We start from the raw sequence: 21,116 nt of genomic DNA, 5'->3' as shown, positions 1-21,116 counted from the left end.
AAAAACAAGGATGGTTTTAGGAATTTTAAAAGAGACTATAACAACTTGATTAGTACCAATCTTGAATTAGGCTTCTTAAATAGTTTTCTCGCAGAGAGGCGAAAACACAAAGTTTTTTCCTGGCGATTTTGTGTACTTATTATTCAGAAGAGTGTCCAATATGCTGCAACGCGTAGTTTATAAAGTTGCTTGTCAGCCCATAATCTTCTGTCCCCTTACGGCGGATAAAAAAGAAATCACGCTTAATTTTCAAACCTTCAATAGGCACTTCAACCAAATCACCTTCGGCCAATTGCCTGATGATTGACGGGCGCGGCATAAAGCCAAGACATTGATCGGCCAGCAGGAAGTTTTTCAAAGCTTCGGTACCACCAAGGCGGATCTTTACCGACAGGTCGGCCGGTTTAATATGCAAAGCAGACAAGGCTTTTAATACCGCATTCAACGTGCCCGAACCACGCTCTCTCACGGCGAGGGGCGTTTTTACAAACTGCTTTAATGTTAATGACTTGCCTGCCAGCGGACTTTTAGCCGAGCAAACCGGGATCACTTCATCACTCATAAAAGGTTTATATGATACGGTAGTGAGTTTGTTATCAACCTCAATTATACCAATATCAACCTCATGGTTTAACAAAGCGTTCAGGATATACTCACTGTTACGGTTTACAAGCTGCACATCCACATTGGCATATTCGCGCTGAAAACCAGAAAGTATTGAAGGTAAAATATACAGGGCAATAGTTGTACTTGCGCCCAAACGCAAATGCCCGGCAGCCTGCGAAAGATTGCTTAACACCGAAAGATCATACTCTACCTTCCGCTCTATCTCTGTTGCCTGTTGTAAATACTCATTTAGCTTATTTCCGGCTTCTGTTAATAAAATACTGTTGCCCTTACGCTCAAACAAGGGCACTTTATATTGATCTTCAAGCGCTTTAACATGTTTACTGATGGCCGGCTGCGTAATAAACAGCACCTGGGCAGCCTTACTGAAACTCAGGTTGGCAGCAACTTCCATAAATACACGATGGGCGAAAGAGATCATGGGGCAAAGTTAATTTTTTACCCGTTCAAAGTACTTACCTGTAAATTTATATACGATATAGTCGCGGGTAACCTCTCGGTTTGCATTAACTAACGGACTATGGATGCTTTGTGTTTTAGCGTCATAATAAATAGTCGGGATCACTTTCATATTAACTACCGAAAGGAAGTTATAATCAAAATATAACTTACTATGCATGCCGGTTTGGGTTTTAACCAGTAACACGGTACCGTTTAACTTTCCGTTTTCGATAGTAAAAAACTGGATGCCCTGGGTAGCATCAACACTGGAACGTACCGAATTATATGCGGCCAGGTAGTAAACCTTGTTGTTTGCCCTGAGGGTATAGATTTTGGAGTACCAGTAAACCGGGTTATGTTTTTTGCCAACGGAATCCATTTTAAGCGATGACGATACTTTGCCGCTAACCTTATACTGCAAAACGTTGTCAAAATCATAGCCGGTGCTGCCCAGCCTGGTATCCCAGGAATAAGTACGGAACAAGCCATCGGCAGATGTGGCGATCACTACCCGTTCTTTAACCAGTTCGGTAAATGGATAATTAATGGTTCCGGGATATTTGGAGGTATAATACTTCAGCTTAAAACCGAAGATCTTGTTCATTTTTTCTAATGAATCGATAGCTTTCCACCCTTTTTTGTGGGAACCGTAATAGTTTACCCTTTTAAAAATCCGTAACAGGTCGGCTTCAATGGCCTGCGGACTCTGGGCAAACAAATTTGCTGAGTAAAAACAGCAGCAGAAAACAATTATAAACTTAAAGGTTTTCATCGGTAAACAAGATACACAAAAAAAGCAAATCCGGCGGACATTCTGTTACGATGATTGCCAGTTAGCTGTTTTTTAGCTTTTTATTTTTTCAAAATATTGCCCGTTGAATTTGTAGGTGATAAATTTTGCGGTAACCTGTGCTTTGGCATTTACCAAGGGTACATGTATAGTTTGCGTTGTTTGATCAAAAGTGATAGTAGGACGTTTTTCAAACGGGATATCAACCACCGAAAAGAAATCATAATCATAATAGATCTTACTTTTCAACCCTGAACCTGTTTTGATGACCTTCACATCGTCATTAAGCTTTCCGTTTTCTATATCAAAAACCTTGATACCGGTACCTGCATCTTTACTTGAATATATAGTGCCGTAAATGCCCAGATAGTAAGTTTTATCGCCCGTTTTAAAAGTGTACAGGTTGCTGTAAAAAGGTATATAAGTTTCCTGGCTACCGGTAAGCAGCACTGATTTTGTTTTAGCGTCAACTTTATACTGCAGCACATTAGCAAAATCGCGCATGGTACCTCCCTGCCAGGTCTCCCACGAGTAGATCCTGAACAAACCATCTGCCGAAGTGAAAATATCAAGTTGCGCTTTCTTTAGCGAGTTAAAAGGCATACCGATGGAGGCGGGATAAGTTTCTGCATACTTTTTTAACTTGTTGCCAAATTCGTCATTAGCATCTCCCAAAGCATCGCTCGCGCCGTCGTCGCCTGTATCTTGTTTCTGATGCCAGTATTCAATCTTTTTAAATGATTTAAGCAGATCGGACTCAACAGCCTGCGGTGTTTGTGCAACGAGTTTATTAACTGTAATAAAACAGAATAGAGCAATCAGGTTCAAGGCTTTCATAACAAAATATTACTACATAAAAATAGGGATAATCAAATGACTATCCCTATCTCAATATCTTATCTATAGTAAAATAAATCTATAATTCGTTATCCTCATCAAAATGACAATGAACCGCATCACGGATATTTATCTTAAGCTCATCTAAAGTATCTCCTTCTGTAAAAATCGACTCGCCGATTGCCCTCGCGTTATAACCGCCCTCTATCGCTTCTTCAACAAGGAAAAATATTTCGTTCATATTCAAATTTAAGAAATATTCTTCACAAAAAAACCCCATAGCATATGTGCTATGGGGCCTATATTTTCTCATTTATTTACGCCTCAACCGGCTGACCGATCAAATGCTGAGCAGCAAGGTACTCTGCAATTTGTATGGCATTAGTAGCTGCACCTTTACGCAGGTTGTCAGATACTATCCAGCAGTTCAACGTATTGTCCTGGGTTTCGTCACGACGGATCCGGCCTACAAATACTTCGTCTTTATCATGCGCGTCAAGCGGCATCGGGTATTTCAGGTTAGCGGTATCATCAACCACAACAATGCCTGGTGCGTTAGCCAACAGTTCACGAACTTCGGCCAGGTCAAAATCATTTGCAAACTCAATGTTAACCGATTCAGAGTGGCCACCCATAACCGGGATGCGCACTGTAGTAGCAGTTACTTTGATGCTGTCATCGCCCATGATCTTTTTAGTTTCGAGGATCATTTTCATTTCCTCTTTAGTATAACCGTTTTCGGTAAATACATCAATCTGCGGGATCACGTTTAAATCAATAGTGTAAGGGTAAACCTTTGGTCCGTCTATACCTTTACGCTCGTTAAACAGCTGGTCAACAGCTTTAACGCCGGTACCGGTAACCGACTGGTAGGTTGAAACTACCACCCTTTTAATTTTATATTTATCGTGCAGTGGTTTTAAAGCCACTACCATTTGTATAGTTGAGCAATTTGGATTGGCGATGATCTTATCTTCGGCGGTAAGTACATCAGCGTTTACTTCGGGCACAACCAGCTTTTTGGTTGGATCCATACGCCATGCCGATGAATTATCAATAACAGTTGTACCAGCAGCTGCAAATAAAGGAGCCTGCTGTAATGAAGTGCTTCCGCCGGCCGAGAAAATTGCTACGTCCGGCTTCATCTTAATCGCATCCTCAACAGAAACCACCTTAAACTGCTTACCCTTAAAAGTAATTTCTTTACCAATACTTTTTTCTGAAGCTACGGGAATTAATTCTGTAACGGGGAAGTTGCGTTCTGCAAGAACCTGCAACATTTTGGTGCCTACTAATCCTGTAGCACCTACTACTGCGACTTTCATTTTTTAAATTGTTTTTGAATGTATCAGGCTGCTTCACAGCGCCTGTTTTTAATTAATTATGTGTTTTAAAAGTTAAACCCTCAAATATGCACATTTTTTTGGTATCGGAGAAATATTAAGTCTATGGTTATTGTGGAGTTTATTTAAGTGAGTCGTTGATTGAGTGATTGGTTTGTTTGTCTGAATCAGAATTTTCAGGATTTGAGAATTAACAGCATGGAATCCCGATACTGGCGCAAGTCTTGAGCGAAGGCCAGCGGGTGGCAGACTTGTGACTTCTGCAAGCGATTAGTTTGTCTGAACCGAAATTTTTAGAATTAAATGAATTAATAGAATGCCATGCAAAATTCCAATAATTCGTTTAATTCGAGTTCAGACAACATCTTGACAATCCTCAAATCTTAAATATCATAGTTCAGAATAATGGCGTTACCTGCGGCCCGCGCTATCCGCTCATACTACACAAGGCATTAGCCACAGGCCGGTATCCGCTACTATCGCTAACGCGGAAAAAGTCTGAAGTCTGACCAATCAATCATTCCTCCTAAACAAATACTGCGGGTTGATTTTTATAGTCACAAGTGATCCGCCCTTCTAACAGCCGCACAACACTTGCGCCATGGGGGAAACGAATTTGAATAATTCATGGAATGTGTATCGCATTTTCTGCTCGTTCCCTAAATTCAATAAATTCGGGTTCAGACAACATCCTATTTCCCAATAAAATGTTATGATAACAGTTATCAATTCCCTATTTTGGCCTTCATAACCTCATCAATTGTAACATTACCTTATGAACGCCTATCTCAAAGCAAAAGCCCTGTTTTTGGCCGCTGTATTATACGGATGCGCCGCCTTTGCCCAGGAAGCCAAACTGCCAACTCAATGGACAAACACTGCCATGCAGGCCGAAATACCTTTATCGGAATATCCCCGCCCCCAGCTGGAACGTGCAGACTGGCTTTGTCTTAACGGAAAATGGGATTACCGTGGCGGTAAAAACGCGCCTGATGCTTTAACCCCCAAAACTGCTGCATCCTTTGAGGGCAAGCCCGATAAGATCCTTGTACCTTATTGCCCTGAATCGGTACTTTCAGGTATACAGCGAAACCAGGAGATCAACATGTGGTACCGCCGAAGTTTTGAGGTCCCGTCAAAATGGCAAAACAAACAGGTTATTGTTCACTTTGGCGCTGTCGATCATGACGCTACTGTTTTTATAAACGGAAAGAAAGCAGGCTCACACTCGGGTGGGTACGATTCATTTAGTTTTAATATTACTCCATATCTCGCCAAAGGCAGCAATACCATTGTTGTTGCCGCCCATGATCCCAATGATGGCAAAACACCATCGGGTAAAAACGGCCCCCGCGGCGATTATACCTTTTCGTCGGGTATATGGCAAACCGTTTGGCTGGAGCCTGTCAACAGCTCCTATATCAAAAATATCCGGCTCCTGCCTGATCCGGAAGGTAAACGCTTAAAAGTATTTGTTAACGCTGCAGGCGCGGGCAAGATCAAAGCAGTTGCCTTAAACAACGGCAAAGAGGTGTCGCAGGTTAATGCGGCCGCCGGATCATATTTCTATCTGCCAATAGATAACCCGGTTTTATGGACACCAAATTTTCCGTTTTTGTATGATCTGAAGCTTACCCTATACAATACTGATGGTAGCGAAGCCGACGAGGTTAAAAGTTATTTCGGCATGCGTGATATTAAATTGGGCAAGCTTAACGGCGTGATCCGTCCGCTTATTAACGGTAAATTCATCATGCAGCTTGGCCTGCTTGACCAGGGGTACTGGCCCGACGGTGTTTTAACCGCACCTACGGAAGAAGCACTTAAATTTGATATAGAATACACCAAAAAAGCGGGCTACAACCTCATCCGTAAGCACATGAAAACCGAGCCCCAGCGTTTTTATTATTGGGCCGATAAAATGGGCTTATTGGTTTGGCAGGATATGCCCGCTATATGGTATCAGAATGAAGATACTACTAAGAACAGGACGGTTTACCGGAAAGAATTAAAAGCCATCATCGACGATCATTATAACTCGCCCTCCATTATTACATGGGTGCCTTTCAATGAAAACTGGGGTGCTTTTGATGTAAAAAACATAACCAATTGGGTTAAACAATATGACCCCTCGCGATTAGTTAATGGCAATTCGGGCTTTAACAATAATCCCAGCTATCAAAAACCTTACGGCGATCCGGGCAATGGCGATTACGTGGACACACATATTTATATTGGCCCGTATGGTGCTTCTGTTCCTGATAGCCGCCGGGCTGCCTCACTGGGCGAATTTGGCGGTGTTGGCCTCTTTGTGCGTGGCCATATGTGGCCGGTACAAAACGATGCTTATAACTACGAACCAACCAAAGCCAGGCTTACCGATCGTTATGTTTTTTTGCTGGATGAGGTAGAGCAATTAATGAAATATAAAGGACTAAGCGTTGCCATATATACCCAAACCACCGACGTTGAACACGAAGTAAACGGCGTTTTAACCTACGACAGGGCCGTTGAAAAAATGGAGATCGAAAGAGTAAGGGAAGTAAACCAGGCGGTGATTAAGGAGGGGGATAAGTTGAATAAATAGGCCATTAGGTGAGCGCTGGCCGTTGTTGGTGTTGTCACCAACAACTCTACTCCACGCAGTTATAGCATTAAATAAGCAACCGGGAGCTTAATATAGTAATATGAAATAACGTGATTAAAAGAGGATTGGGAATTGTTGGTGACAACACCAACAATGGCGTAAAAGAGCATTAGGAATTGTTGGTGACAACACCAACAATGGCATAGCCCTCCCTTCCGGGGAGGGTTTGGGTGAGGCTCACCCCACCCTGTTCAATGTATAATTATTAAGCTTCTCCAGCAGTTCATCCGGTTTAAATGGCTTGGATACATAATCATTCATGCCGGCTTCGTATACCTGTTCTTTGATATCAAAAAGTGCGGAAGCTGTAAGCGCGATGATCGGTATGCCTGATTTTTTAGGATCGGCCATTTTACGGATCTCTTTAGCTGCGTCAAAGCCGTTCATCACCGGCATCTGGAGGTCCATTAATATAATATCAAAATTGCCGTACTGCATAAACTCAACTGCCCGTTCCCCGTTTTCGGCAATGGTTGGGTTAATGCTCCACTTGCTCAGCAGTTTCTTCATCAGCATCACATTAACCATATTATCTTCGGCAATAAGTACACGTAAACAGGCCAGCGGGTTTTCTGAAAATTGTTTAGCTTCGGGAGCAGTGGTTACTGCAACAGGCAATGCTTCTGTAGATACAGGAAATTCCATATGGAATGAAAACTCTGATCCGCGCCCCATTGTACTGTTAACGGTCATTTGCACTTCCTGCAGCTCAAGCAAACGCTTAACTATGGCCAGGCCAAGCCCTGTGCCGCCATACTCGCGGGTAGTAGCTAATGATTCCTGCGTAAATGGTTCAAATATACTTTCAAGGTTTTCTTTTTCGATACCGATGCCGGTGTCCCTTACCGAAAAGTTAACGGTAACGGTATTATGCCGGTCTTCCACACAAGTAACCCTTACCCATATGTTTCCCTGCGGTGTAAATTTTATAGCATTACTAACCAGGTTAAAAATGATCTGGGTTATGCGGGTAGGATCGCCAAAAAGCACCTTATCCCTCAATGAGCTGTCAACATCAAGCTTAAAAAGCAAGCCTTTCTCTTCGGCCTTCAGTATCTGCCCGCCGCAAATATTGTTCATCAGCTCAACAAGGTTGAAGCGGATATTTTCAAATACTACCTTCCCCGATTCAATTTTGCTAAAATCAAGCACGTCATTAACAATGGCTAACAGGTTATTGGCCGAAAATTTAAGGATTTCGATGTTCTCTCGCTGGTCGGGCCTCGGGTTGCTCATCATCAGCAAATTACTCATCCCGATAACCGCATTTAACGGCGTACGGATTTCATGCGACATGGTTGACAAGAACTCTGATTTGGCCTGGGCTGATTTCTCTGCCTTTTCAATAGCTGTTTCCATCTTATTGTAAAGCCGGGCCTGCTCCCTGCTGCTATCTTTAAGTTGCTTAATGTTTTTTAAAAAAGCAGTATAAAAATGGCTATGGATAAAAATAAGCAATATAAAATTGGCAAACAGGCTGATGATAATGGTAGACTGATCAACTTTGTTAGGTTTTATACTAATAATGTACCCGCTGTTGTATTCAATGATCATAAATACCAAAACCGGTACTGTATTAAGCAACGAGTACATGAGCCCCCATTGCTGGCCAAGCATATAATAGCTGAATACGATCACGATTATAATTACCTGCACGGTAATGATATTTACCGTTTGCATAGAGGCATAAACCAGGCTGGTATTAACTAGTGTACCCACAATAAGCAGGGCATGTGCTGCGCTGCGCCAGTCGGGCCGCCAGGTTAAATACTTAAATAACACAACTACCGCTCCCATCAAAAACAGGGCGGTATCAGCAAGCATTTTTTGGTTTTGGAAATAAACGTTCAGGTAAAGTGCCCCAAGGGCAACAAAAATAAGGAAGAACCCATAATACAATAAACGAATCCGGGCCTGGTCAAGGAACGATTGCTCCTTCGACAAAATCTTATAAATTGATAAGTTAAAAAAACTTACTTTATTACTCATATTCAGAACTTAACATTGGCCCTGCAATGGACAGGCCACCGTACAGCTATCAAAATACTGTACGGTAGCTTGTTACGCAAGCCGGTAAGTTCTGCAATTAGCAAGCCAAAGCAGCTAAGTTTTCTTCAATGATGGTTAATTTAGCTTCGGCATCGGCCTTTTTCTTTTGCTCCACCTCAATAATCTCGGGTTTTGCATTAGCCATAAACCGTTCGTTACCCAATTTTGCATTAACCGATTTCAGGAAACCTAACAGGTATTCCTGCTCTTTTTTCAGTTTCGCACATTCGGCAACCGGGTCAATTTCTTCGCTGAACGGAATATAAAACTCATCTGTTGAGGCTAAGAAATTAATGGCCCCTTCAACTTTATCGGCTACTGATTCAAATTTGCTGATGTTGCCAAGCCTTGCAATGATAGCTTCGTACTGGCCGTAATTGATCCCTGAATTTGATTTAACAAATAACTCAAGCGGCTCTTTGTCAGAAATTTGTTTTGTTTTGCGGGTGTTCCTGATGTTGGTTACCAAATCTTTAACAAGCTCTGTTTCATTTAATAGACGTGAATTAATTTCCCCAATAGCGGGCAATTGCGCTACAATACAGCAGTCAGTTTCAGAACGTTCGCCAAACAGTTCATCATGCCATAATTCTTCGGTAAGGAACGGCATAAAAGGGTGCAATACCTTCAAAATATTTTCAAAGAATTGAATAGTAGCTGCATAAGTAGCCTTATCAATAGGATGCTGATAAGCCGGTTTGATCATCTCCAGGTACCATGCGCAAAAATCGTCCCATACCAGTTTATAGGTATCCATTAAGGCCTCTGATAAACGATATTGGGCAAAGTTAGCTTCAATTTCGGTTAGCGCCTGGTTAAACCTGTTGGCAAACCATTCAATGGCTACGCCGTTAGGGTTGGAAAGGCTTTCATCAACCTCCCAGCCTTTTACCAGTTTAAAGGCGTTCCATATTTTGTTGGCAAAGCCGCTGCCTTGTTTACAGTAGCTTTCGTCAAACATCAAATCGTTACCTGCAGGCGAGCATAACAGCATACCTACGCGCACGCCATCTGCACCATATTGAGCTATCAGGTCAAGCGGGTCGGGAGAGTTGCCCAATTGCTTTGACATTTTACGACCCTGCTTATCCCTTACTATACCGGTAAGGTATACGTTTCTGAATGGTACTTCGCCTCTGAACTCATGACCGGCCATGATCATCCTGGCTACCCAGAAAAATAAAATTTCGGGCGCGGTAACCAAATCATTGGTTGGGTAATAATAATTAATATCGGCATTATCAGGATCTTTAAAACCATCAAATACCGAGATAGGCCACAACCATGATGAAAACCAGGTATCAACTACGTCTTCGTCCTGGGTAAGGTTGGCAGCGGTATATTCCGGATTTTTAAGCTGTGCTTCTTTCAGCGCCTCTTCGGCGTTTTTGGCAATTACAAACTCGCCTGTAGGTAAATACCATGCCGGAATCTGTTGTCCCCACCACAATTGGCGGCTGATGTTCCAGTCCCTTACATTCTCCATCCAGTGGCGGTAGGTGTTTACAAACTTTTCGGGGATCAATTTGATCTCTCCGTTCAGTACGTAATCCAAAGCAGGTTTGGCCATTTCGCCCATTTTGCAAAACCATTGCATGGATAGTTTTGGCTCAATAACCGCGTTGGTACGTTCACTGAAACCAACCTGCGATTTATATTCTTCAACTTTTTCCAGTACGCCGGCTTCTTCCAGCAGCACAGCTATTTTTTTACGGGCGGCAAAACGGTCTTCACCAACCAGTATCTGCGCTTTCTCGTTCAGCGTGCCATCGTCATTCAGGATATCAATAACTGGCAGGTTATGACGCTGGCCCAGTTCGTAGTCATTTAAATCGTGTGCCGGGGTAACCTTCAAACAGCCGGTACCAAAATCCATAGTTACGTAATCATCCAGTATCACCGGGATCTCGCGGTTAATAAGCGGGATGTAAACCTTTTTACCGTGCAGGTGCAGGTAACGCTCGTCATTAGGATTGATACAGATAGCCGCATCGGCCATAATGGTTTCCGGGCGGGTAGTAGCGATGGTTAGGAAGCCAGGAGAGTCCGAAAGTCCGGAAGTCCGTGAGTCCGAAAGTAAAGAGTTAGCATCGGAGAAATCTTTCTGCCTTTCCGACTTTCCGACTTCCGGACTTACCTGACTTTCGGACTTCACCGCGTAGCGGATATAATAAAGCTTCTGATTAACCTCTTTACGGATTACTTCCTCATCACTCACCGCGGTTTTGCCCTGCGGATCCCAGTTGATCATGCGGATACCGCGATAGATCAAACCTTTTTTATACAGGTGGATAAACGTATCAATAACCGCTTCCGATAGGCTCTCGTCCATGGTAAATTTGGTACGGTCCCAATCGCAGGAGGCACCTAATTTTTTAAGCTGCTCCAGGATAATGCCGCCGTATTTTTCCTTCCACTCCCAGGCGTAAGTTAAAAACTCTTCGCGGGTAAGGTCTTTTTTGCTGATGCCGCGCTCTTTAAGCATAGCGACAACTTTGGCCTCGGTAGCAATACTGGCGTGGTCGGTACCGGGAACCCAGCAGGCATTTTTGCCTTTCATCCGGGCGCGGCGAACCAGCACATCCTGTATGGTATTGTTAAGCATGTGGCCCATGTGTAAAACCCCGGTAACGTTTGGCGGCGGAATGACTATGGTATAAGGCTCACGCTCATCAGGCACCGACTTAAAAAAGCCGTGCTGCAACCAGTAACTGTACCATTTTTCTTCGGTTTCCTTTGGGATATATGTTTTAGCAATACTCATAACGCGCAAAAATACGATAGTTAACGGTTCATAGCCAAAGGTTGGGGGATTTTTTTGGGAATATAGTTCATGGTTCATAGATGATGGTTTTAAACCGATAGTTTTTGATCGGTCAAGAGCGGAGGCCGCATTAGGGATGGGAGCGGATACCGGCCAACGAGCGTAATGCCTGCAGGCGTATGAGCGTACAGCCCGGGCCGCAGGTAATGCCCGGAAAAAGAGATTAGAGAATTGAGATTAGCGTTTAGTTGTTTTACGTATTGTTTAGTTTTTTTCACCGTACCAACCTATCCCATCCGAGTTTGTTTGAGTTAAAAAATTTTTATAAAATCCCATTAATCCCAAAAATCCACCCAAATCCCGGTTCAGAATAATGGCGTTGCCTGCGGCCCGGGCTGTACGCTCATACAGCACAAGGCCTTAGCCACTTGGCCGGTATCCGCTACCATCCCTCCTATGTTTACATCTAATATTATTGTAATGATTTTATGAGTGAAAAGAGTGAGAGCACAGCAATCCCAAACAGCCTTGAGCATGTTGAGCGTTAGATATAGCCTCACTCCTTTACTTTTTTGAGTTTGAACAGAATGTAAGGAATACGACCAGGCAGTATATCCAGGATAACCAACAGGAGGAAAAACGAAGAAAGGTTTTCACTTATAACAGTTAAAAACTTTGATCAATGGCAAGCAGATTATTAAAACAAGTAGTAGGTATTGATGTGGCTCAAAAAGAGCTGGTGGTTTCTATCGGCAAGATGGATGAGCAGGCAGTTATAACAGTTTATGCGAACAAGATTTTTCCAAACAATGAAAAAGGATTTGCAAACCTGGAAGTATGGATAAACAAGCAAAGCATCCCCCAATATCCATTAAGATATGTAATGGAGGCCACAGGTGTATACCACGAGCGCCTTGCTTATTATCTGGCCGGCAAAGGGTATGCTGTAAGTATTGTCATGCCCAACAAGATCTCAAACTTCTTCAAGACACTGGAGATCAAAACAATTACCGATAAATCAATGTCTTTTGCCATAGCCATGTTCGGACTTGAAAAGAAACTGGATAACTGGGTACAACCCAAAAGGGTGTTCAGGACCCTGCGGCAGATAACCCGTGAAAGAGAACAACTTATTGCAGAAAGAACCATGATCAAGAACCAGCTACATGCTGAACAGTCCGAAGCTTTTCCGGGGGAAGATACTATCCGCAGAATGATGGACAGGATAAAGATGATTGGTGAACAACTTAAAGAAATACTTACTGAGATTAGAACAGCTGTAGCACAGGACAAACATTTAAAACAAACACTGGCTACCATTACCACTATTCCTGGAGTCGGCTTATTAACGGCCACTGTGATCATAGCCGAAACAAACGGCTTTGAGCTGATCAGGAGTAAAAAGCAGCTGACCAGTTACGCCGGGCTGGATGTCAGGGAAAAAGAATCCGGCTCATCCGTTAAGGGCAAACCCAAGATATCTAAAAGGGGGAACAAGCATTTACGAAAAGCCATGCACTTACCTGCATTAGCGGCCATAAGACATTCAGAAAGATATAAAGCTATATTTGTCCGGATCGTATCCCGAAATAGCGTGAAAATGAAAGCTACTGTAGCAGTACAAAGAAAATTATTGGAGATGGTATACACTATATACAAAACCAACAAACCATTCGAAAAAGACTACCTTCAACAGAATGCACACATATCCGAAAATAGTTAGAGCAGTCGCTTCAATTGAAGGACTGCCCTAAACAGGCTAACATAAAGCTGCCTAAGACTCAAAAATAAAAAATAACTTTTGCATATCAACACAGAATCTAACGCAAACCAGTACATTGTAAAATGATTATCACTACAACATGTAATCATGATCAATCATCTATAAACCATGAACCATGATCTATCAACCATGAACAACCCCACTCCCACAATATTTTTACAATTAACAAGTTATTATATATGTAACATTCAAATTGTCATGAAAACATTACCCTTACACCGTTTCTGGCTTGATATTTTGAAAAAAACAAAACTCGAAGCCATCATTAACTGGTTCAATCACTAAAGGCCTGCCACCGGCCACTTGTGTTTAATACCCGCTATTTATTAACTTTAATTTTTAAGTATTGACATGAAATTAAAGTTTAACTGTTTATTACTGGCTGCCTGCCTTGGCATGTCGGTAAATGTGTTTGCTGCAGATGGCCCCAAACCCGCAAAATCCAGGCACAAAACCTCTGCCCCTCCTAAAAAATTTATCGATCCCGCCAACATGGACCTGAGCGTAAAGCCCGGCGATGATTTTTTTGAATATGCCAATGGCGGCTGGCTAAAACAAAACGGCATCCCTGCTAAAGAAACCCGCTGGGGTAGTTTCCATATTTTGCGCCAGGAAAATACAGATAGGCTCATTGGCTTGCTGAATGAAGTAAGCCAGACATCAGCGTCGCAACCCAAAGGCAGCCTGAAACAACTTGTAGGAGATTTGTACGCCAGTGGTATGGATAGCCTGACCATCGAAAAAAACGGTTATGCCCCCATCAAACCCGACCTGGAGCGCATTAACCGGTTAAAAACCCTTGACGACTTTATTAACGAACTGATTTACGAGCGTGTTAACGGAATAAGTGCGCCGATTTTCAGGTTTGGGGTTGAACAGGATGAAAAGAATGTAAACAAATATGTGATAAGCCTTGGTCAGGGAGGCACTACCCTGCCCGACAGGGATTATTACCTCAAAAACGATCCGCGTTCAAAAAAAGCACAGGACGCCTTAAAAAAGCTGATCACAACTTTGTTCACCCTTAGCGGAAGCAGTGCTGATGAAGCAGCCAAAAACACTGCTATAGTTTACGGCCTTGAATATACCTGGGCTAAGGCGCAATTGAGCCGTGTAGCCATGCGCGATCCGCATGTAACCTACAACAAGTTCCTGATTGCAGATTTTGAAAAACAAACCCCACATTTAAAATGGTCAAAAATACTACCTGCCCTTAATGCAGGCGGACAGGACAGTATTCTTGTTGGCCAGCCTTCGTTTTTCAGAGCTACCGACTCGCTGTTTGCAGCTACCCCGATCGCTAACTGGAGAATATACCTGCGATGGAATATTTTAAGAGGAACAGCCAGTTATTTAAGCTCCGACTTTTCTAACGCAAGCTTTGCTTACAACAGCACGCTGACCGGTCAAAAAGTACAGACACCGCGCGTTGAGCGCATGAGCGCCCTTGTTGATAGCTACCTTGGCGAATTACTGGGCCAGCTTTTTGTTGAAAAATACTTTACCCCGGCCGCCAAACAATATATGGTTGATTTAGTAAACAACCTTAAAGAAACTCTTGGCGACAGGATTAAGCGCCTTGACTGGATGAGCCCCGCAACCAAAGAACGCGCACTTAAAAAACTTAATGCTTTCACCGTAAAAATCGGCTATCCGGACAACTGGGAAAAATACGATGGCATGGTGATTAACCGTAACGATTACTTCAGTAACCTGCATGCAATAGTCAAATGGCGCTACAATTTTAATGTAAGCCGATTAGGTAAACCAGTTGATAAAACCCGATGGGGAATGACACCGCCAACCGTTAATGCTTATTACAACCCAACTAATAACGAAATTGTGTTCCCTGCCGGGATCCTTCAATTCCCGTTCTTTGATTTTAACGCCGATGACGCCGTTAACTACGGAGGTATTGGAGCGGTGATTGGCCATGAAATGACCCACGGCTTTGACGACCAGGGCCGCCAGTACGATGCCGACGGCACCCTGCGCGATTGGTGGACCAAAGAAGATGCCGATAAATTTAAATCGCGCGCAGATCAGGTGGTGAAACAATACAATGCCTTTACCGTTCTTGACACCCTGCACGTAAACGGCAAACTTACCCTTGGCGAAAACCTGGCCGACCTTGGTGGTTTGAACATTGCTTACGAGGCATTCAGCAAAACCAAACAAGGCCAGTCGGCCAATACCATTGATGGCTTTACACCCGATCAGCGGTTCTTTTTGTCGTGGGCACAGGTATGGCGTTCATCACAAACTCCGGAATCGGCAGCGCAAAGGATCCTGACCGACCCGCACTCGCCCGAGCAGTTCCGCACCAATGCGCCTATAACCAATATCAACGCATGGTACAAAGCATTTGACGTAAAACCCGGCGATAAAATGTATAAAAAACCAGAAGACAGGACAAAGATCTGGTAAGCAAGAGTTTTTTTATATCAGGCCCGGTTATGAAACCGGGCCTGTTTGGTTTACAAGTCACTTTACTGGCGTAAACCCTCCCTGTTTATGGCTCAAAAACCCCTGTGCTTGTTTTGTAATTTCGCAGTAGCTTTATCTTATAAACGCTTTAAAACAATGAAAACAATATTTGATAAAGAAACCCGCGATGGCCTCATAACCCGTATCAATTTAATTAACGAAAACAGCCAGCCACAATGGGGTAAAATGAATGTTTATCAAATGCTGAAACATTGCACCCTTTCGGACGAAATGTACCTGGGCATAACAGTCTATAAACGCTCGTTCATCGGTCGCCTGTTTGGTAAGGTAGCTTTGAAAAGCATGATAAAGGATGATAGCCCCGTAGCAAAAAATAGCCCTACTGTTCCGCAATGTAAAGTAACTGAAACAGGAGGCAATATAGAAGCACAAAAAAAACGATGGATTGAACTGGTTGAGGAATATGGCAAAACTTCAAAAACTGATTTTGAGCATACTTTTTTTGGCAAAATGACCAGGGAACAAATGGGTCAGTTAGCTTATAAACATGTTGACCATCATTTGAGGCAGTTTAGTAATTGACGTCAAAGCATACTAAAAAATTCCCACACGAATTTCTTTAAACTCGTCACAATTAATCGAATTACACGAATGTCAATTAACCAAATTCAAAATTCGTGTAATTCGATTAATACGTAAAAATTCGTGTAAAAATTCTTTTTCAATAATTTTCTGATCTATGCAGACAACCGGCTTCACAGGTTTACACAAAAAGGATCAATATTTACACCACTCAAACATTGCACAAATAAAACATTCCGCCTAAGCATTATCTTTGCAGGCAAAATATGATCATTCAACAATTTTACGATAAAGGCCTGGCGCATGGTTCATATGCCGTGATCCGTACGGGCAAAATGATAGTTATTGACCCGGCCCGTAACCCGCAGCCTTATTATGATTTCGCGGCCCAGCACGACGCCGATATTGTGGGTGTTATTGAAACCCACCCGCATGCGGATTTTGTAAGTTCGCACCTCGAAATTCATGAAACCACAGGCGCTGTAATTTATTGCAGCAAGTTAACCGGCGCAACATATCCGCACGAAACTTTTGATGACGGCGACGTTATCCAGCTTAACGATATTAAACTAAAAGCCATCAATACTCCCGGTCACTCGCCCGATTCTATCTGTATTTTACTGGTAGATGAAGAAGGCCGCGAAACCGCCGTCTTTACCGGCGATACATTATTTGTTGGGGATGTAGGCCGACCCGACCTGCGGGAAAATGTGGGTAACATTACCGCAAAAAAAGAGGAACTTGCCCGCCAGATGTTTCAAAGCACCCGGCAAAAACTCATGACCCTGCCCAAAAACGTAGTGGTTTACCCGGCACACGGCCCGGGTTCGTTATGCGGTAAAAACATGAGCCCCGAGCTGGAAAGCACCATTGGCCGCGAACTGCGTGAAAATTATGCCTTACAACTGATGGATGAACTGGAATTTGTTAAAACGCTTACCACCGATCAGCCTTTTATGCCCAAATACTTTGGCCGTGATGTGCTGTTGAATAAAAATGGTGTACCAGGTTTTGAGGACAGCATTACTGCTGTACCCCGTATGGAGGAAGGCAGCGCGTTGGAAGCTGACATTTTAGTAGTTGATGGCCGTCCCAAAGCACAGTTCAGGAGCGGTCACCTGCATGGCGCTATTAACCTCCAGGATGGTGAAAAATTTGAAACATGGCTGGGTTCCATTATCGGCCCTGATGAGCAGTTTTACCTCATTGCCGAAAATGATGATAAGCTTGACACCCTGATTAAAAAAGCAGCCAAAATAGGCTACGAACAAAATATCAAAGGCGCATTGTTAGTTCCTGTAAACGCCAATGAAGTATCCCCCGATCTTGATTTAGACACCTTCAGGGCAAATGAAAATGATTACACGATAGTTGATGTACGTAATCAGGCAGAAGTTGCGGCAGGCAGGGTTTTTAAAAATGCCATTAGTATACCTTTGCCCGAACTGCGCGAACGCGTTAGTGAGATCCCTGCCGATAAACCTGTCGTAGTGCATTGCGCTGCAGGCTATCGTTCGGCTGCCGGTGTGAGCATTGTTTCGGCTGCAATAAATGCCGTACCGGTTTATGACCTGGGTGAGGTGGTGACTGAGATGATGAAAGAGGTTCATGGCTAATGGTCATGGATGATAGTTCATGGTTCATGGCCAATAAGGTCTTGGAAACTATGAACCATCATCCATAAACCATGAACTAAGTATGCCACCCAAAACTATGAACTATCATCCATGAACCATGAACTAACCATAGTCCCCACAGCCGACGGCTCCAATACCATTTACAATGCCGAAGTTGGTGAGCATTACCACTCGCGCCACGGGGCTTTGCAGGAGAGCTTACATGTATTTGTTAAATCAGGCTTACAATATTTCCTGGAGCGGAATAACACCAGCGGGGTTAGTATCCTCGAAGTTGGTTTCGGCACCGGGCTCAACTTTCTGTTAACAGCCGATGCATGTACCGGCGCGCAAATAAAACTTAACTACACCGGTATCGAAGCTTACCCCTTAAGCGCCGAAATGATGGCGCAAACCGGCTACCAGCAATATATCCCGGAACTGTTATGGGAACAATTCAACAGCAGTTATCCCGCTGCGTTAACGGCCAAAGTTCAAGTCGATAACACAACACAGCTACATATCGCTCACAGCAAGCTGCTGGATTTTAAAACAGACGAGCAGTTTGATATTATCTATTTCGACGCCTTTGCCGCAGCCCATCAACCCGAAATGTGGGATGAAGAAGCCATCGGTCACACCGTTAGCTTTTTAAAACCGGGTGGTGTGTTTGTTACCTACGCTATCACCGGCAACCTGAAACGCATGCTCAAAAGCCAGGGCTTTAAAGTGGAGAAAGCACCCGGAGCACCCGGCAAACGCGAAATGCTCAGGGCGGTAAAACTTTAATCTTCCTGCTATAAAAACCGGAAGCCTACGTTAAATTTCAGCGTGAAGCCGTTGGTAGTTGGCAATTCACGATAAGCAAACTGGCCCTGGGTTGCCGCGCTGCGGGTAGCGTAAATAATGGGGCCGCCGCAAAGTGAAAACGCCAGCCGCGAATTTACAGGAGCGTAATTTAACGATGGGCCGATCAATAAACGGGCTCCGCCTTCGGCTTCATCGGCTTCCCAAAAACCTTCCAGGTCCTGCCCTACCGCTTCAAAACCGCCGAAAAGCTGGCCCGAGATATGACGGTGCACACCAACGCTGGTTATCAAATCCAAACCATCGCGGTGGGTTGAAAACGCTTTCTCAAAGCGAAGATTAGCGCCAAGCTTCCATTTTGATACCTCATATGCCGCGGTTATACGGCTGAACGCTACAGCATCACTGTTAAACTCCCTTCTGAAACCCAGGCTCGCCCCCGCCCTGAAACCCATAGGCTGAGTGCCGCCAATAAAATCGCGTAGCACCTCAGCTTGCTGCAGGGTACGCACACCACCCTTATTACTAAAACCTGTACCCAGCATGGCCATTAAGGTAAACTTATTGCCCAGATACCCCTTGGCCGAAAAATTTTGATCAACACCATCAAAACCCAGCGGTGTAACGGTACGCTCACCATACCCGACTGAGTAATTTAAACTCCAGTTACGCCCTTGCGGGTTAAGTGTACTTATAGTAAACAAAAAAGGCTGCGGCTGGCTAAAGGTGCTGTTTGCCCCGCCGTCAACAAGCTGCTGGGCATGGCTTACTTTAATTATCGAAGTAAAAAGAAGGATAAACAGGTAAGTTTTTTTCATGGTAAAATGTGCTTATGGGTAGCATTAACAATTGGCTAATAAAATTAATTAATGTTAGCTTAAAATTAATGATACAGTAAGTTTTCATTAAAGATGTTATCATACCTTTGCATCATAAGTATTCATTATAAATAATTTATGCCTTTAAAAGCCCCTGAAACCGCCCCTACTGCCTCAATAGCGTTCGATAGATTGCTCATTATTATGGACGACCTGCGGGCCAATTGCCCATGGGATAAAAAGCAAACGCTCGAAAGCCTGCGCCATCTTACCATTGAAGAAACCTATGAGCTAAGTGATGCCATACTGGGCGGCGATATGCCCGAAATAAAAAAGGAACTCGGTGATATCATGTTACACCTGGTATTCTACGCTAAAATAGCTTCCGAAACCAACGACTTTACCATTACCGATGTTTTGAACAGCGTTTGCGATAAGCTCATCAACCGCCACCCGCATATTTATGGCGACATAGAAGTGCAGAACGAGGAAGATGTAAAACGTAACTGGGAGCAGATCAAGCTTAAAGAGGGTAACAAATCTGTTTTGGGTGGCGTACCGGCTTCCTTACCGGCATTGGTAAAAGCATCGCGCATACAGGAAAAGGCGCGCGGCGTTGGGTTTGACTGGGAGGAGAAAAGCCAGGTTTGGGCAAAAGTTGAGGAAGAGATGCAGGAGTTTAAAAACGAATTTAATGCCGAAGATGAAAGCACTATCGACCATGAAAGGGCCGAAGCCGAATTTGGCGACCTGCTGTTTTCGCTGATCAATTACGCCCGTTTTATTAATATTAACCCGGAAAACGCTCTCGAAAAAACCAATAAAAAATTCATTAAGCGCTTTCAATACCTGGAGCTTAAAGCACAGGAAAATGGCAAACAGCTGCATGACATGAGCCTTGCTGAGATGGATATTTTTTGGGACGAGGCAAAAAAACTGTAAATAATGCATCCCGGCTGTAGCGTTTAGTTAAAAACGTGCGTAATGGTTAAAAATTGATAACGAGATAAGATTATATGAAACGTAATTTATTTTACCTGCTTCCATTATTGTTAACATTAGGCGTAGCCTGCTCTCCTAAAAATGAGGTTGTTCCGGTTGCTCAACCCCAGGGCAATTTTACCGGTACATTTGGTGCGCTGGTTAAAAAAACAAGCGGTACCGGTTATGATACCGTTCGTGATACGATAGCTTTAAAACTTACCGCGGCATCATTATTTAAAGTAGCTACCGACACCAGGAAACACGTGGCGAGCTACGGAGCATTTGTGTACAACGGTTACTACATCCAGTTTAATGATTCATTGGCGGTAGTACCAGGTGTCAAAAAATTTCATCTTAAAGGTGTTTACCAATATTATTATGATGGTAACGTATTTCAACTGCAGCGCAACAGCAACGGCGATACGTTAACTGTTCAATACAATTTGAAAAAAACGAATTAACTACTTTTTATTGTTTTATTACGTTGCCGGTGCCCGCATTGAGGGTACCGGCTTTTTTTGATTACTACAGCAAATAATCCGGGCAGAATTTTTTTTATTTTGTATCATTTAACTGTTTT

The 21,116-nt window shown here is 43.4% G+C and carries 16 protein-coding genes; 8 read left to right on the top strand and 8 right to left on the bottom strand.

What is annotated here, in order from left to right; translation table 11 throughout:
• Nucleotides 1–139 precede the first annotated feature (139 nt).
• The 5 genes from ABID99_RS03330 to ABID99_RS03310 form a co-directional block, all read right to left on the bottom strand.
• The gene (locus tag ABID99_RS03330) at nt 140–1,048 is read right to left on the bottom strand and encodes a LysR substrate-binding domain-containing protein (protein ID WP_176622326.1); all 909 of its coding nucleotides are present in this window, start codon (nt 1,046–1,048) and stop codon (nt 140–142) included.
• Nucleotides 1,049–1,057: 9 nt separating this feature from the next.
• The gene (locus ABID99_RS03325; RefSeq protein ID WP_373612842.1) at nt 1,058–1,786 is read right to left on the bottom strand and encodes a hypothetical protein; all 729 of its coding nucleotides are present in this window, start codon (nt 1,784–1,786) and stop codon (nt 1,058–1,060) included.
• A 126-nt stretch (nt 1,787–1,912) separates the two neighbouring features.
• Complete coding sequence (locus ABID99_RS03320) at nt 1,913–2,695, bottom strand: hypothetical protein (protein ID WP_373612841.1); 783 nt, start codon at nt 2,693–2,695, stop codon at nt 1,913–1,915.
• 79 nt (nt 2,696–2,774) lie between these two features.
• On the bottom strand, nt 2,775–2,936 hold the full coding sequence (locus tag ABID99_RS03315; protein WP_373612840.1) for a 2-oxoisovalerate dehydrogenase: 162 nt from the start codon (nt 2,934–2,936) through the stop codon (nt 2,775–2,777).
• Nucleotides 2,937–3,012: 76 nt separating this feature from the next.
• Nucleotides 3,013–4,020, bottom strand: coding sequence for an aspartate-semialdehyde dehydrogenase (locus ABID99_RS03310; RefSeq protein WP_373612839.1), 1,008 nt, complete (start codon nt 4,018–4,020; stop codon nt 3,013–3,015).
• A 793-nt stretch (nt 4,021–4,813) separates the two neighbouring features.
• Here ABID99_RS03310 and ABID99_RS03305 point away from each other — a divergent pair.
• Complete coding sequence (locus tag ABID99_RS03305; RefSeq protein WP_373612838.1) at nt 4,814–6,625, top strand: glycoside hydrolase family 2 protein; 1,812 nt, start codon at nt 4,814–4,816, stop codon at nt 6,623–6,625.
• 237 nt (nt 6,626–6,862) lie between these two features.
• On the opposite strand, the gene ABID99_RS03300 is transcribed toward ABID99_RS03305, so the two are convergent.
• Nucleotides 6,863–8,674 carry an ATP-binding protein gene (locus tag ABID99_RS03300; RefSeq protein ID WP_373612837.1) on the bottom strand — a complete coding sequence of 604 codons (1,812 nt, stop codon included), beginning with the start codon at nt 8,672–8,674 and terminating at the stop codon, nt 6,863–6,865.
• 97 nt (nt 8,675–8,771) lie between these two features.
• Nucleotides 8,772–11,498, bottom strand: coding sequence for a valine--tRNA ligase (locus ABID99_RS03295; RefSeq protein ID WP_373615890.1), 2,727 nt, complete (start codon nt 11,496–11,498; stop codon nt 8,772–8,774).
• Nucleotides 11,499–12,180: 682 nt separating this feature from the next.
• Here ABID99_RS03295 and ABID99_RS03290 point away from each other — a divergent pair.
• The 5 genes from ABID99_RS03290 to mnmD all read left to right on the top strand — a co-directional run bounded on the left by ABID99_RS03290 (nt 12,181) and on the right by mnmD (nt 18,716).
• Nucleotides 12,181–13,221 (top strand): IS110 family transposase, encoded by a 1,041-nt coding sequence (locus tag ABID99_RS03290; protein WP_091169225.1) that lies wholly within the window; start codon nt 12,181–12,183, stop codon nt 13,219–13,221.
• A gap of 411 nt (nt 13,222–13,632) precedes the next feature.
• Nucleotides 13,633–15,708, top strand: coding sequence for a M13 family metallopeptidase (locus ABID99_RS03285; protein ID WP_373612835.1), 2,076 nt, complete (start codon nt 13,633–13,635; stop codon nt 15,706–15,708).
• A gap of 156 nt (nt 15,709–15,864) precedes the next feature.
• On the top strand, nt 15,865–16,311 hold the full coding sequence (locus ABID99_RS03280) for a DUF1569 domain-containing protein (RefSeq protein WP_354486197.1): 447 nt from the start codon (nt 15,865–15,867) through the stop codon (nt 16,309–16,311).
• Between the two features lie 266 nt (nt 16,312–16,577).
• On the top strand, nt 16,578–17,927 hold the full coding sequence (locus ABID99_RS03275; protein WP_354486196.1) for an MBL fold metallo-hydrolase: 1,350 nt from the start codon (nt 16,578–16,580) through the stop codon (nt 17,925–17,927).
• Between the two features lie 111 nt (nt 17,928–18,038).
• Entirely contained in the window at nt 18,039–18,716 is a 678-nt protein-coding gene (mnmD, locus tag ABID99_RS03270) for a tRNA (5-methylaminomethyl-2-thiouridine)(34)-methyltransferase MnmD (RefSeq protein WP_373612834.1), read from the top strand.
• Nucleotides 18,717–18,724: 8 nt separating this feature from the next.
• Here mnmD and ABID99_RS03265 read toward each other — a convergent pair whose 3' ends face one another.
• Nucleotides 18,725–19,552 carry a hypothetical protein gene (locus ABID99_RS03265; protein WP_373612833.1) on the bottom strand — a complete coding sequence of 276 codons (828 nt, stop codon included), beginning with the start codon at nt 19,550–19,552 and terminating at the stop codon, nt 18,725–18,727.
• 138 nt (nt 19,553–19,690) lie between these two features.
• On the opposite strand from ABID99_RS03265, the gene mazG reads away from it, so the two are divergent.
• Nucleotides 19,691–20,494: a nucleoside triphosphate pyrophosphohydrolase gene (mazG, locus tag ABID99_RS03260; RefSeq protein ID WP_090528120.1), complete on the top strand. Its 804-nt coding sequence runs from the start codon at nt 19,691–19,693 to the stop codon at nt 20,492–20,494.
• A gap of 74 nt (nt 20,495–20,568) precedes the next feature.
• Entirely contained in the window at nt 20,569–20,997 is a 429-nt protein-coding gene (locus tag ABID99_RS03255) for a hypothetical protein (RefSeq protein WP_090528123.1), read from the top strand.
• Nucleotides 20,998–21,116 lie beyond the last annotated feature (119 nt).

Origin of the sequence: Mucilaginibacter sp. OAE612, assembly GCF_041806395.1 — a bacterium.
Classification (GTDB): domain Bacteria; phylum Bacteroidota; class Bacteroidia; order Sphingobacteriales; family Sphingobacteriaceae; genus Mucilaginibacter; species Mucilaginibacter rubeus.
Note: the sequence above shows the minus strand (reverse complement) of the source record. Positions and strands in the feature narration are given on the sequence as shown.

Bases quoted from the DNA above. Each gene is read 5' to 3' on its own strand.
- ABID99_RS03275 (WP_354486196.1), top strand. From the start codon at position 16,578: ATGATCATTCAACAATTTTACGATAAAGGCCTGGCGCATGGTTCATAT.
- mazG (WP_090528120.1), top strand. From the start codon at position 19,691: ATGCCTTTAAAAGCCCCTGAAACCGCCCCTACTGCCTCAATAGCGTTC.
- ABID99_RS03320 (WP_373612841.1), bottom strand. From the start codon at position 2,695: ATGAAAGCCTTGAACCTGATTGCTCTATTCTGTTTTATTACAGTTAAT.
- ABID99_RS03295 (WP_373615890.1), bottom strand. From the start codon at position 11,498: ATGAGTATTGCTAAAACATATATCCCAAAGGAAACCGAAGAAAAATGG.
- ABID99_RS03305 (WP_373612838.1), top strand. From the start codon at position 4,814: ATGAACGCCTATCTCAAAGCAAAAGCCCTGTTTTTGGCCGCTGTATTA.
- ABID99_RS03315 (WP_373612840.1), bottom strand. From the start codon at position 2,936: ATGAACGAAATATTTTTCCTTGTTGAAGAAGCGATAGAGGGCGGTTAT.
- ABID99_RS03285 (WP_373612835.1), top strand. From the start codon at position 13,633: ATGAAATTAAAGTTTAACTGTTTATTACTGGCTGCCTGCCTTGGCATG.
- ABID99_RS03280 (WP_354486197.1), top strand. From the start codon at position 15,865: ATGAAAACAATATTTGATAAAGAAACCCGCGATGGCCTCATAACCCGT.
- ABID99_RS03310 (WP_373612839.1), bottom strand. From the start codon at position 4,020: ATGAAAGTCGCAGTAGTAGGTGCTACAGGATTAGTAGGCACCAAAATG.
- ABID99_RS03265 (WP_373612833.1), bottom strand. From the start codon at position 19,552: ATGAAAAAAACTTACCTGTTTATCCTTCTTTTTACTTCGATAATTAAA.
- ABID99_RS03255 (WP_090528123.1), top strand. From the start codon at position 20,569: ATGAAACGTAATTTATTTTACCTGCTTCCATTATTGTTAACATTAGGC.
- mnmD (WP_373612834.1), top strand. From the start codon at position 18,039: ATGAACCATGAACTAACCATAGTCCCCACAGCCGACGGCTCCAATACC.
- ABID99_RS03300 (WP_373612837.1), bottom strand. From the start codon at position 8,674: ATGAGTAATAAAGTAAGTTTTTTTAACTTATCAATTTATAAGATTTTG.
- ABID99_RS03330 (WP_176622326.1), bottom strand. From the start codon at position 1,048: ATGATCTCTTTCGCCCATCGTGTATTTATGGAAGTTGCTGCCAACCTG.
- ABID99_RS03290 (WP_091169225.1), top strand. From the start codon at position 12,181: ATGGCAAGCAGATTATTAAAACAAGTAGTAGGTATTGATGTGGCTCAA.